The organism is Streptomyces sp. 2131.1, assembly GCF_900105515.1.
In the GTDB taxonomy this organism is placed as follows: Bacteria; Actinomycetota; Actinomycetes; order Streptomycetales; family Streptomycetaceae; genus Streptomyces; species Streptomyces drozdowiczii.
Genome location: NZ_FNSY01000001.1, coordinates 122,305 through 134,226, shown reverse-complemented (window position 1 = coordinate 134,226; position 11,922 = coordinate 122,305). Strand labels below are relative to the sequence as shown.

At 70.4% G+C, this 11,922-nt stretch carries 10 protein-coding genes and 3 pseudogenes; 6 read left to right on the top strand and 7 right to left on the bottom strand.

Annotated elements, in window-relative coordinates; genetic code table 11:
• Window positions 1–474: 474 nt before the first annotated feature.
• On the bottom strand, window positions 475–1,140 hold the full coding sequence (locus BLW14_RS00720) for a hypothetical protein (protein ID WP_371128037.1): 666 nt from the start codon (window positions 1,138–1,140) through the stop codon (window positions 475–477).
• 579 nt (window positions 1,141–1,719) lie between these two features.
• On the opposite strand from BLW14_RS00720, the gene lepB reads away from it, so the two are divergent.
• Complete coding sequence (lepB, locus tag BLW14_RS00710; RefSeq protein WP_256332624.1) at window positions 1,720–2,361, top strand: signal peptidase I; 642 nt, start codon at window positions 1,720–1,722, stop codon at window positions 2,359–2,361.
• 236 nt (window positions 2,362–2,597) lie between these two features.
• Entirely contained in the window at window positions 2,598–3,464 is an 867-nt protein-coding gene (locus BLW14_RS00705) for a universal stress protein (protein WP_093703259.1), read from the top strand.
• 26 nt (window positions 3,465–3,490) lie between these two features.
• On the opposite strand, the gene BLW14_RS00700 is transcribed toward BLW14_RS00705, so the two are convergent.
• Window positions 3,491–3,781 carry a hypothetical protein gene (locus BLW14_RS00700; protein WP_371128036.1) on the bottom strand — a complete coding sequence of 97 codons (291 nt, stop codon included), beginning with the start codon at window positions 3,779–3,781 and terminating at the stop codon, window positions 3,491–3,493.
• Between the two features lie 104 nt (window positions 3,782–3,885).
• Here BLW14_RS00700 and BLW14_RS34940 point away from each other — a divergent pair, with 104 nt between their 5' ends.
• Complete coding sequence (locus BLW14_RS34940; RefSeq protein WP_256332623.1) at window positions 3,886–4,020, top strand: hypothetical protein; 135 nt, start codon at window positions 3,886–3,888, stop codon at window positions 4,018–4,020.
• Between the two features lie 290 nt (window positions 4,021–4,310).
• On the opposite strand, the pseudogene BLW14_RS00695 reads toward BLW14_RS34940, so the two are convergent.
• A pseudogene (locus BLW14_RS00695) lies at window positions 4,311–4,768 on the bottom strand (xylosidase); the annotation flags it as partial.
• Between the two features lie 64 nt (window positions 4,769–4,832).
• The gene (locus BLW14_RS00690; protein WP_093703257.1) at window positions 4,833–6,512 is read right to left on the bottom strand and encodes a carboxylesterase/lipase family protein; all 1,680 of its coding nucleotides are present in this window, start codon (window positions 6,510–6,512) and stop codon (window positions 4,833–4,835) included.
• Between the two features lie 88 nt (window positions 6,513–6,600).
• Between BLW14_RS00690 and BLW14_RS00685 the strand changes: the two genes are divergently transcribed.
• Window positions 6,601–7,521: a MerR family transcriptional regulator gene (locus BLW14_RS00685; protein ID WP_177153865.1), complete on the top strand. Its 921-nt coding sequence runs from the start codon at window positions 6,601–6,603 to the stop codon at window positions 7,519–7,521.
• Between the two features lie 112 nt (window positions 7,522–7,633).
• On the opposite strand, the pseudogene BLW14_RS00680 reads toward BLW14_RS00685, so the two are convergent.
• Window positions 7,634–8,260: pseudogene (locus tag BLW14_RS00680) on the bottom strand (DUF6000 family protein).
• Between the two features lie 331 nt (window positions 8,261–8,591).
• Between BLW14_RS00680 and BLW14_RS34360 the strand changes: the two are divergent.
• Both BLW14_RS34360 and BLW14_RS35680 read left to right on the top strand, forming a co-directional pair.
• On the top strand, window positions 8,592–8,813 hold the full coding sequence (locus BLW14_RS34360) for a hypothetical protein (RefSeq protein WP_177153864.1): 222 nt from the start codon (window positions 8,592–8,594) through the stop codon (window positions 8,811–8,813).
• Between the two features lie 330 nt (window positions 8,814–9,143).
• Window positions 9,144–9,223, top strand: a pseudogene (locus BLW14_RS35680) (mini-circle protein); the annotation flags it as partial.
• Window positions 9,224–9,453: 230 nt separating this feature from the next.
• Here BLW14_RS35680 and BLW14_RS00670 read toward each other — a convergent pair.
• Both BLW14_RS00670 and BLW14_RS00665 read right to left on the bottom strand, forming a co-directional pair.
• Entirely contained in the window at window positions 9,454–10,440 is a 987-nt protein-coding gene (locus BLW14_RS00670) for an alpha/beta hydrolase (RefSeq protein ID WP_093703253.1), read from the bottom strand.
• A 259-nt stretch (window positions 10,441–10,699) separates the two neighbouring features.
• A complete protein-coding gene (locus tag BLW14_RS00665; protein WP_093703251.1) occupies window positions 10,700–11,767 on the bottom strand; it encodes a glycoside hydrolase family 19 protein in 1,068 nt (355 codons plus the stop codon).
• Between the last annotated feature and the right edge of the window lie 155 nt (window positions 11,768–11,922).

The following is an 11,922-nucleotide window of genomic DNA, read 5'->3' as shown; positions in this document are numbered from 1 at the left end:
CTGCGCACACCCTAGGAGGGGGTGCCTCCCGCCCTCGGTGTAATGCCGGGCGTTCATGCGAAGGAGTGGCCCGCACCAGCTTTGCGGGCATGCAGCATCCCGCTTCGCCTTTGTCGATGATGGGTTGCCGAGAGGGCCTGACCGCCCCCGGGCATGGCCGGGGGCGCTCCCGTATCCCAGCGCCGACCGCATCTCTGGTAGCGCCGACCGCATCTCTGGTAAGTGAGAACCTCTGCGTGGCCACCCGACCGGTGCGTGCACGGAGGGTCTGTCACGTTCGGTGATTGTGACCGCGGATCGTAGCTGGCGGGTGGTGCTCTCTTCGATGTAGGTAACCGGAAGGTGGAGGGAGCTGGTTAGCGGATCTTGAGGGCAATAGTTGGCGGGCCGGCGCCCTCGTCCTGGTCACGATGCATGACTGACTGTGGCAACGCGAACGCTCAGCGGCGGGATCGAGGGCCCGCCCTTCGGGAGTCAGTTGCCGGTCAGGCCCCATGCATCGAGCCCGCCGTAGATATGGGCCCTCAGGCAGTGGGGGGCGCTGAAGCCTGAGGCTTCGCCGCGGTAGATGGCGATGAGCGAGTCCTTGCCCCGCCACCAGGTGTCAGCGAGTCCTTGGACTTCGGGTACCGGCTCGAATCCTTCGAGGTTCAAATCCTCGACAGCGCTGCCTTTGACCTTCGTGATGGTCTTGGCCCAGTAGCCCGCGTGGCCGGCCAGCGCCAGGGCTTCCACCCATCCCTCTGTGCTGGCGTGCAGCGGCGTCCAGTGGTCGGCATCGATCCCGAACTCACCCCCCGGTCCGATCATGAACCCATGGGCCATCGCGACGCGACAGCCGCCGGCAGGGAACCGCCATCCGTTCGCGGCCGAGCCCTCGGGGGCATCGGCTTCCAGAACGCGCGGGCCGCCCTCGTATTCGGGGGCCGGGGGCAGGGCGAGACCGCCCCACCGCTCTTGGAAGGTGACAGCCCGGTCGATTTCGGCGTCCGGAATTCCTTGCTTGAGCCATACCTCCCGCAAGGGCTTGAGGTCGCGGTGCGGAACACGCAGCCCGTGTCCCTCGACGAAGTAACGAGCTCGCCGGCTCAAGCCCTCAGGGGCCTGAGGAATCGGCGTCGTTCGGGGGTCTGCCGTCACGGTTGTTTGCTCTCGCAGGGAGTGGTTGGTACGGCCGGGTGCGGCAGTGTGTACGGCTGCGGAGCGCCACCGCATCGGACGCCGCGTACGTCGGCAACGCCTACAACAGCGCGTTGCAGCGCATCATCGACCACAACGCATCCGATCCTATGCACCTGGGCACGTACTCAAAACCTTCGTCGTTCTTCGGTCTGGTCGACGACGGGATACGACGCGTCGGCGTCCCCGCCGACCTGTAGCCCCACGACTTCCTCTGCGGCGGGCTGCCCGACGGCTTCCCATTCGTTCCGCACTCGGTCGACGGCTACCCCGCCATCGGCCGTCTGCCCCTCGCCAAGGCCAAGCCCGCCGCTCAGGCGTATCGCGCCGCCCTCGATGAGATACCTGCCGACTTCCGGTACGACGTGCTAGAGCTCTTCGAGGAGGTCGAGACGGAGCACGACGAGTGGGAGTACGCCACGAAGAACGTCGACCCGGCCCCCGTGCTGTGGCGAGGGGTAACGCTTCGCGTGCCGGGCGCGCTGTGCGAGGTGTGCGGTGGATCAAGGAAGCGGGCGGGGTCTCATGAGGCGGCGGCGAATGGCATGGGGATGGCGGGCCTTGGCCTGGGGGCTGACGCCAGTCGGTCTCGTGCTGCTGGTCGGCTCGGTCGCTTCCGGCCTCGTGCGGTACGAGACGGTGACGGTCCGGGGCGACTCCATGCGGCCCGGTTTCCCGCCCGGGGCGCGCGTGCTCGTGGAGCCGATCGGCTCGGACGGCGTACACCGGGGTGATGTGGTCCTCATGGACCCGCCCGAGCGGTACATGACCGAGCCGGCATTGCGGCGCGTCATCGGCATCGGCGGCGACCGGGTCACGGGGTCCGGGGGCGGGGTCTCGGTGAACGGGAGGACGCTCGAAGAGCCTTACGTCGCGGACACACAGGGTGATCCGAACGCCGTCTCGTACGACGTGCGGGTCCCGGCCGGGCGCCTGTTCGTGTTGGGCGACTACCGTGCGAATTCCAACGACTCCCGCTACCACCTCGATGTCCATGAAGGCGCCTTCGCGGTCTTGGGCGTACGGGGACGCGTGGTGGAGGAGGAGACCGCGCCCACAGGTCCCGTGGTGTCCGGCGCCCTCGGCCTCGTGTTCCTCGCGGCCGGCCTCGGCGCGTACGTGACCGGTCGGCGGCGCGGGCCGCTGCGGGCGGCATCATCGGCGACGGACCGGCGGATCTGAGGCCGGCGTCGAGCCCTTCGGGCGCACGTGGTGGGCGAGGGGGCATCTGATCGGGTGCCGCTTCAGGGAATGGGCGCGCCCGCACGGCGTGAGCAGTCCTATGTTCGTACATTCTGGACATGGATATGAGACTCTCCCGCGCCCCCACCGACAGTGACGAAGTCCAGGGCCTCCTGGACTGAGGCCGCTCAGCCCGACGCCGGTCATCCACCGCCTGCCGCCCATGAGGAGACGTCGTGCAGCACCAGCCCATCATCGCCGGAATCGACATTACGCCGGACAGTCTGCTCGCGGCAGGCTGGGCGGCCGACGAGGCCCGTCGCCGCTCCGCGCCGCTTCTGCTGCTGCACGGACACGATCCGTCCTTCTTGGCGGACGCCGGAACCGAACGCCGGGCCGCCGAACAGGCGCTCGCGGGCACCCTGGACTGGGTGCGTGAACACTACGGCGATGTGGAGGCCAGTGCCGAACTGGTCGACCGGCCCGAGGCCGACCTGCTGACGGAGCGTGGCCGCGAGGCCCAGATGATCGTGGTCGGATCACGCAGACCCGGACCGGTGACCGGATTCCTCCTCGGATCGGTCGGCCTTCGCGTAGTGAGCCGGGCCGACTGCCCCGTGGTGATGATCCGTGGCGGTGACGTCCGCCGGACCCCGGGAAGCGGCGAGGTCGTGGCAGGCGTCCCCGAGGAGGACGACGAGGCGGAAGCGGTTCTGGACTTCGCCTTCCGAGCGGCCGCCGCGCACGGTGTCCCGCTGCGGGCGGCACGGGCCTGGGACCTGCCCACGATGTTCACGAACCAGTCCGGTGTCACGGGCCTCTCGAACAGGCCGGCCCAGCTGGCGGAAGACCACCGCCGCGCACTGGTCACCCTCCTGAGGCCGTGGCGCCGGCGCCATCCCGACGTCATGGTGACCGAGCACACCGAAGTGGGCTTCGCCGCCGAGATGCTGGTGTCCCTGGCCGCCCGTGCCCGGCTCCTGGTGCTCGGGCGCAGCAGCAGAACCGGCAGCCGGTACGTGGGACACGTCGTCCACTCGACACTCCACTTCGCCAACGCCCCCGTCGCCGTCGTCCCTACGAAGGCGACGCCGACTGGTTGACGACCCGCCACCCACCGTCCACCCCATCACCCACCACCATCCGAGCCGCTCCGCAGCCGGCAACGAACATGGCGGATCGCGTCGCCCGGTGGCAAGAACACATGGGACGTCACGTCGGTGCCGGCGTGGCCGCCGCCGATCGCGATCCGCCGATGCGGGGCCTGTCGCTTCCAGGCGGTCCGGCCGGAGATCCCGTAGTTCTCCTGGTTGATCCAGCAGCGCTTGCCGTCGATGTACGGGATGACCTCTCCCTCGGTGACGCCAACGCCGCCGCAGCCCTCGTTGCTGGTCGTGATGCGGCCCTCGGCGTCGAGCACGGACCGGATCGCGACGGTGTGCGCCCGGTCGATCCCGATGCCGTGCGACCACAGGTCCGCTGCTCATCGAAACCTTCAACGCCATCCCGGAGCTCCTCGACTCCTTGCGGCTGACGAGGCGGAAGTTCTGGATTCCCGAGGACGACCAGCCGGTTCCGGGTGTGCCGAGCGCGTACGACGTCGCCGAGGAAGCGATCAACGAGCTACGTGCCGAGCTGGCCCGACTCGGAGCGGAGTGATCCCGGAGCGTCCGTGAACGGCCCGAAGGTTGCCGTCACCGCCTCGCCCCTCCGGGGAGCCCTCGGACCGGGCTCCTCTGATGGGGCTGTCGGCCGGCCGGACGCGTCTGTTCCATCGGCACTGATGCCCCTGACGGCCCGCCGGGTTCTCGGCTGGCCGTCACGTCGTATCGCGATTGGTCGCGGCCAGTCAGGGATCGGCGGCGCGCGGAGCCAGGACAGGACACCACCTGCGCGGATCAGGTGCCGTAGACCGGGAGCCGGGCGAGCCGGCCAGCCCGTGTCCGCGGGATGTAGAACTTGACGCCCCCGGCCTCCGCGGCGGCGCGTACCTTGCCCGCCATCGCGTCGCGCGTCGGCCCTTCGCCGCCGGTCGGGTTGAACCGCTGGAGGGCCGCGGCGTCGATGCTGTACTGCTTCATCCACCGGAAGTGCACGGGGACGGTGGATTGATCGTACGAAAAGAACAGCGAGGCCGGCCCGCCGTTGCCGAGGTTGCCGAAGGCGGTCCGGTACGTGGCCGGGTAGTTGCGTACATCGGGCCAGGCCGTGATGAGGTGGTTGGCCGGGAAGGGTGTCTCTCCCCAGTTCCGCGCCCAGTGCCACCAGCCGTTGATGGGGCGCCGTCGCCCTTGCCGGCGAACCAGCCCTGATATCCCTTGGTCACCTTGCCGACCACGTCGCCCGAGCCGTCGGCGGCGGAGACCGTGCTCGCGAGGGCCGCCTCCCCGGCCCAAAAGAGATGGATGGCATGCGTGCAAGGCGACGACCGAGGGCGGTCGTCGGCCGCGCGTCCGTAGCGGCGCCGTGCGTCACTCCCGCACGCCGTCCCAGAAGGCACACCGGTGCCCGCCGTACGCGTCGCCGGTACGGACCGCCCCGGGTCCGGGGGCCAGCGAGAGCACCGGTCCCGTGGTGCGCAGGGCCGGCCAGCGCGGCGCACCGGGTGTGTTCGGGTCTCCGGTGCGGGCGAAGGACGCCCAGTAGTCGATCATGCGGTCGGACAAGGTGCTCTGCGCGTCGGTCAGGAGCTGCTCGGTGGGCACGGCAGAGAAGAGGTAGGCCAGCTCGAACCCGTGCGCCGCCCCGTAAGGGAGGTCAGGAAGCGCGGGAAGGCCGGTCGGCACAGGTGCGTGCGGGTCTTCGAACTCGTATCCGTAGAGCGGTACCCGAGGTGCCGTCGTGGTGATCTCGCGTGCCGCCCGCAATGTGGTGCACGCCAGGGAACGGTCGGTCAGCGCGGCGGACCAGGCCAGCGCCGGGCTCGGGTAGCGCGACGCCGGGTAGTGCGCGGCCACGGCGGCGGCGGAAGGGCCGAAGGCCTCGTCGAGGCGGGCCCGGTAGTCCTCATCGGTGCGGATGGGGTACGCGGCGAGCGACTGGCCGACGAACATCCGCATCTCGTCGTGATTGGTCCCCTGCAGCAGCGGCACACGGTGGAATCGGCCGGTGGCGAGAGCCTTGCCCGGCGCGGCGGGCAGCAGTGCGTTGCCGAATGCGGGGCGGTTGAAGGACTGCATCAGCGGCGCGGTGGCGAGGCGTTCCGTGCTCTGCTCCCGCAGACAGGCCAGCACGCGCGCCGCAGGCCCCGGCCCGCAGCCGAGTCGGCGCGCCGCCAGAGCACCGCTGTCCTGGACCTCGCGTTCGGCGGCGAAGGGCTCGTACGCGGGTGTTCCGGGGCCGAGTGCGCCCGGCGGGAACGACATGTGACAGGACCCGCTCTGCAGCAGCGCCCGCTGGAAGAGCCCGGCCGCGCCCGGAGAGGTGAGGTGCGCGCAGACACTGAGGGCGCCCGCGGACTCGCCGAAAAGGGTGACGGAGCCGGGGTCGCCGCCGAACCGCGTCGCGTTCGCCCGTACCCACCGCAAGGCGGCCTGCTGGTCGGCGAGGCCGAACGGGGGAGCGGTGCCCAGGGCCGGATGGCCGAAGTAGCCGAAGATCCCGAGGCGGTAATTGACCGTGACGACGACGGTGTCACCGCGTACGGCCAGCCGCTCGGCACCGTAATCGCCGCCGGAACCGCCGAGGAAGGCCCCACCGTGCAACCACACCAGTACCGGGCGCCGCCCACCGGTGGGCGGAGGCGCCGCCGGCACGGTGACGTTGAGGTAGAGACAGTCCTCGGAACCGCTCACCCCGTCCACGCCGGGCATCGGCATCTGGACGCAGCGCGGGGCCGGGGCAGTGGCGTCCCGTACTCCCCGCCATGCCGGCGCGGGTGCGGGCTCCCGCCAGCGCAGACGGCCGGTGGGCGGTGCGGCGTACGGGATGCCGTCGAAGGTGAGGTACGAGCCGTGGGCGGCACCGCGGACCATGCCGTGGTCGGTCCTTACGAGGGCTCCCGCAGGTGCTCCGTCGGCACGCGTCGGTTCGGCGGCAGCGGTCGTGACGGACACGGCGGTGACGACAAGCAGGGCGGCGACGCGCAGCAGACGCAGGCTGTGCGCGCGGAAGCCGGCGCGTCCGGGGGGACGTGGTGGGACCGAGGGCATGCGTTCTCCCGTGACTCGATGACCCAGGCCGGGGCGGCCCGTTGCTCAGTACGCTAGGAGCTCCCGCGCGCTGGAGGTTCAAGAGTCTGTGACGCACCGCACATGGAGCATCGGTGAACTCGCCGCCGGCACGGGCCTCGCGGTGAAGACCCTGCGCTACTACTCGGACAGCGGCCTGCTGCCGGTCGCGGAGCGCAGCAGCGGGGGCCACCGGCGCTACGGGCCGGAGGCCTGGGAACGGATCGGGCTGATCAGGCGCTTGCGTGCGCTCGACACCCCGATCGCGGCCATCGCGCGGATCGCGAGTGGTGAGCAGGCCATCGGCGAACTCGTGGCGAACGAACTCGCCTCCGTACAGGCACAGTTGACGCAGTTGCGCTGGCGTGAGGCAACACTGCGCGCCCTCGACGAGTGCGCGGACGGCGAGCGGCTGCGGCGCCTGGAGATCCTCGCCCGGGTGCAGCGGCTACCGCAGGCACGGCAAAGCCTCACCGATCACTGGTACCGCGAGCTGCCCGCGGAGATGCCGAAGCGGCGACTCGGCCTCATGGTCGCCATGCTGTCACCGGAGCCGCCGGCCGACCCCTCGCCCGCTTCCGCCCTGGCGTACGCGGAGATCCACGTTCTGGTCTCCACCCCCGGCTTCACCCGCTGGACGGGGGATCACGCGGAGGAGATGCGGGACGCACCCGCCTTCTACGGCGAGATCGACGAGGCGGCGGCGCTGACGGCCGCCGCCGTGGGAGCGCGTCTGCCGCCGGGACCCGGGGCGGCGGTCGACGCCTTCGTGTCCGCCCACGCGCGGGCCCGCGGGGAGTCGGACACACCGGCCTTCCGTCGTCAGCTGCACGCCCTGGTCTCCCGGTCGTCCGGGTTCGACCCGCGTCTGCGACGCTACTGGGGGTTGCTGGACACCGTCACCGGAGGACGCTCCCTGAACATGACGGCGGCCCACGCCTGGCTGACCGAAGGGCTGGGCCGCTCGATCGCCGAGGCAGGACGCCCGTGACAGGCCGCAGCGCCAGCTCGATCGCCGGAGCCGGACGCAGGTGCTGGACGACCTCGTGCGCCGGCGGCATGCCTCGACCCGGGACTCCGCGCTGCGGGCGCACCGGCCCCTGTCAGCGCTGCCCCGCGCCGCGGTAGTCGGCGCTCTCATCGACGAAGTCGCCGAGCGGGCTGACGACTTCGCGGTGGCTGTCCGGCATGACGTGGTGCTCCTTGCGCGGTGGCCCGTCGATCCACTGGTGTCAGAGGCCGCCCGGGGCCAGGAACCGGGCTGCTCGATCGGTGCGGAGCCCGGCATCCAGATGCAGGAGCGCACCCATGGCGGCCGACTGGTCGTAGAAGAGGTCGGGGCGTCGCAGATAGCGGTCGAGGTAGGCAGCCGTCAGGTCCGCGTCGGCGGGGGTGCCGAAGGCGGCGAAGGCGACGCAGCAGGCCGTGCCCGCGTAGCAGACCTCACTGGCGAGCAGGAGTTCGCCGATGCCTTCGCGGAATTCGGTCCTGCCCGCGACGGCGATGGGCCACGCAGCGGTCTTGCGCTCCCGCCATCCGCCTTCGAGCAGGACGGTCAGCTCACGGGGCGTGATGGCGGAGGCGGCCCTGCCGAATTTCCGCGCGAACGTGGCGCGGCGGGGCGCGGTCATGCGCAGGACCGGGCCGCCGAGTTGGAGGTACCGCCGGACGGGCGTGACGTAGCGAGGGACGAGAGCGCGTAGCTCGGGGTCCTCCTGGGCGTAGCGCAGGGGTAGCGGTGCCCGAAGCAGGGGGCGGCGCCGAGGCGTCCGCGGCTCCGTCCCCGCCGACGGCGCTTCGGGAACCGGGATGCGTTCACCGCGATCACCCCTTCACGGCGAGGACGTGGCTGTAACGTCAGCCGCGAGCCCTCGCAGGAAGGGCCGGCAAGGCAGGGGGAGGACTGTGCCAGAGATTTCCCGGCGAACGCTCCTGGGCGGCACCGGCGTAGCCGCCGCGTCGACGCTTCTCACGACAACCGGAACCGCCCGGGCCGCCGATATGACGGGCGGCAGGGACGGCCACACATCACACAGCACCTCGAAGGGGGCCGAGACACTCATGGCCGGCGGCAGCCAGACCCTCAAGTACGTGGCGTACATATCGAGTCCTGACATGGAGGTGCTGAACGACGCGACCTTCGGCGTGGGCGCGGACCCCGCCGCCATGTGGGCGTATCTCGACGACGCCATGGCACGACTCCGGGATGAACACCCTTCGTATTCCTTCACCCCCCGTCTCGTCCGGTACGACCAGGTCACCACCGAGATACCGCGCCCGTAACGCACCCCGCGCCGGCCCTGCCCCGGCCGGGCCGGCGCATTCGCGGGGTGGTCGAGCCACCCGCACCGGCTCCAACTCGGCAGCACTGAGCCGTACTCGACGTGGCAGACGAGCCCGTACCGGTACCGCAGGTAGTCCCGGATTCTCTCGACACCACCCACACACGCCTTCTGCAGGCCGATGGCCTGAGGCGCGTACGCGTCGATCTCCGCCGTTCCGCCGGCAGGCCACGACCAGCGCGCCCACAAACCACCGCGCGCCTGTTCCGGTCGGGCGGACCTTGTCGCCGCGTGACGTGCACACAGGACACCTTCACTCGAGCGTCCCCCGTTGCAGGCGCTGCACGCACCGCGCTCGTCGGCTGGCTGGATCTCCAGCGGCAGATCCTGCGATGGAAGTGCGATGGCCTGAGGGCTTCCATGGAGCCCCCGAGGCTTCGACACCCACTTGGCTCAGCGGAGACAGGAGTCGGTCCGCGCGGAGCAGGCCGACGTACTGGCAGTGGCTGGAACAGCGGGTACATCCGACCCCGTGGTCGGACCACGGTCCGGTGCGGGCCGACCCGCGCTCCGGCGCATGAGCGCCACCGGTCGTCCGGTCGTCATCCGGTCGCCCGATGGCGTCTCAGGACGGTCCTGTCTCAGCTCCGCACGGTGGTGAGCCACTCGGTGAGCAGGCCGTTGACCTCGGCGGGGCGCTCCTGCTGGAGCCAGTGGCCGCAGCCTTCCAAGAGGTGGGAGGCCGACAGCCGGGGGAGGGTGGACGGATAGGCGTCGATGGCGTCGGACATCCAGGTGGTGGAGGCGTCCAGGGTGCCGCCGATGAACAGGGACGGCTGTGTGACCGGGGCCCCGCGGTGCGGAGCCAGGTCCTGCCAGTCGCGGTCCATGTTGCGGTAGCGGTTCAGGGCCCCGGTCATACCGGTGCGCTCGAACTCCCCGGCGTAGACGTCGAGGTCTTCCTCGCTCAACCACGCCGGGAGCCGTGCGGCGGGGAATCGGTCGCGCAGTCGGCCCCCGCGGGCGACGAAGTGGGGGTCGGGCTCGTGCTCGGCGGGCATGGTGTCGGCGGACAGGGCCGCGTAGAAGCCGGCGAGCCAGCCCCGGACGTCGGGCTCCATCTCGGACTCGGCGCGGCCGGGTTCCTGGAAGTAGGAGACGTAGAACTCCTGCTCGGGTCCCCCTACCTGGCTGAAGACGTCGGTGGGGCGGGGGCCGCCGGGTGGTGCGTACGGGACGCTGAGCAGGCCGGCCGCACGGAAGACTTCGGGGTGGAGCAGGGCGGAGGTGGCTGCGATGTTGGAGCCCCAGTCGTGCCCTATGACCACCGCGTTCTCCTCGCCGAGCGCTCGCACGACGGCGACGTTGTCCTCGACCAGCTCAAGCATGCGGTAGGCGTCGACGGCGGTGGGTTTGGAGGAGCGGCCGTAGCCGCGCACGTCGATCGCCGCCGCGCGGTAGCCGGCCGACGCCAGAGCCGGGAGCTGGTGGCGCCAGGAGTACCAGGACTCGGGGAAGCCGTGCACGAGAAGGACCAGCGGGCCGGTGCCCTGCTCCACCAGGTGCAACCGCCCGGCTGGGCCCTGAACGGTGCGATGGCGGAGTGCGGCGGTCGGTTCGGATCGCATGGGGGCACTTCTCCTCGGTTTGTGGGGTGCCTGCGGAACTGCCCCGATCATGCGACGCCAAGCCACGTGACGCGATCAACGTTGCCGTTTCGGCAAAGCGGAGTACACCGGGCCCGCGCGGGGCGGTCGGATGCCGCGGACGTTCCCGCGGACAGCGCATGCGGACCGGCTCGCGCATCGGCGGTCGACAGGGCCGGTGGCTCGCATCGCGTCAAGGCCGCATGCAGGTTGCATGCGGCCTTGACGGTGGGAGGTCAGGTCAGCAGCTGAGGTTGCCGCCGGTGGGGACGCCGAGGAGCGAGGTGAAGCTCTGGTAGGTGTTGACGCGGCTCTGGACCTGGGCGGGGTTGCCGCCGTTGCACTCGATGGAGCCGTTGATGGAGCGGATCGTCTCACCGAAGCCGGCGCCGTTGACCATGGCGTTGTGGGCCGTCATGGTGCCGGGGCCGTTCTGGGTGTTCCAGTACCAGAGGCCGGTCTTCCAGGCCACGGCCGCGTCCGTCTGCACCAGGTTCGGGTTGTGCAGCAGGTCGATGCCGAGGGCGTCGCCCGCGACCTTGTAGTTGAAGTTCCAGCTGAGCTGGATCGGTCCGCGTCCGTAGTACGCGGCCTGGCCCGCCGGGCACCCGTAGGGCTGGCTGCTGTCGCAGTAGTGCGGGTAGTTGGCGGTGTTCTGCTCGACGATGTACACCAGTCCGCCGGTCTCGTGGCTGACGTTGGCGAGGAAGGCCGCGGCCTCCTGCTTCTTGACGGTGTCGCTGCCGGTGTTGGCGAAGCCCGGGTAAGCGCTGAGGGCAGCGGTCAGCCCGCTGTACGTGTAGAAGGAGTTCCGGTTCGGGAACATCTGGTTGAACTGCGCCTCGCTCACCACGAACGAGCCGTTGGTGGGCGGGTTCGTGCCGCCGCCGGTGCAGCTGTACGGGTCCCAGTACCACGTGCTGATGGTGGGGTCGTAGCCGGGGTTGTCGTGCGACGCCTTGTAGTAGTTGCCATTCGTGTACTTGACGATGTCACCGGCCACGTAGGCGTGGCCTGCGGCCCAGGCCGGGTAGTCGCAACTGCCGCCTTCGCTGCCGGAGCCGCTGCCGCAGGAGCCCAGGTCGGCCCATACTTGTGCCGCGCCCGGTGTCTCGCCCTGGGTCCACCACTTCGCCTGCCAGTTGTGCCCCTGGTACGAGGCGCTCATGCCGCCGGTGTAGACCGAGGAGGAGTTCCACCCTGCCGCGCACGTCGCCGCGGAGGCGGAGGAGGCCATCGGACTGAGCACGGCAACGCCCAACGCGAGAGCGAGCGCGGCGAAGAGCGCCAAGAGACGGTGTCTGGACATACAGCCACTCCTTCGGGGGGTTGAGTGGTACGAGACAGACACAAGCAATATGGCGTGGACCTGTCAAGGTCTAGACCAAGGGTAGTGCCGTCGGTTCGGAGGGTGGGTTCGCGCCCGTACGAGGTGGCAGGCGTGTCGTCCGGCTGCTACCGAGA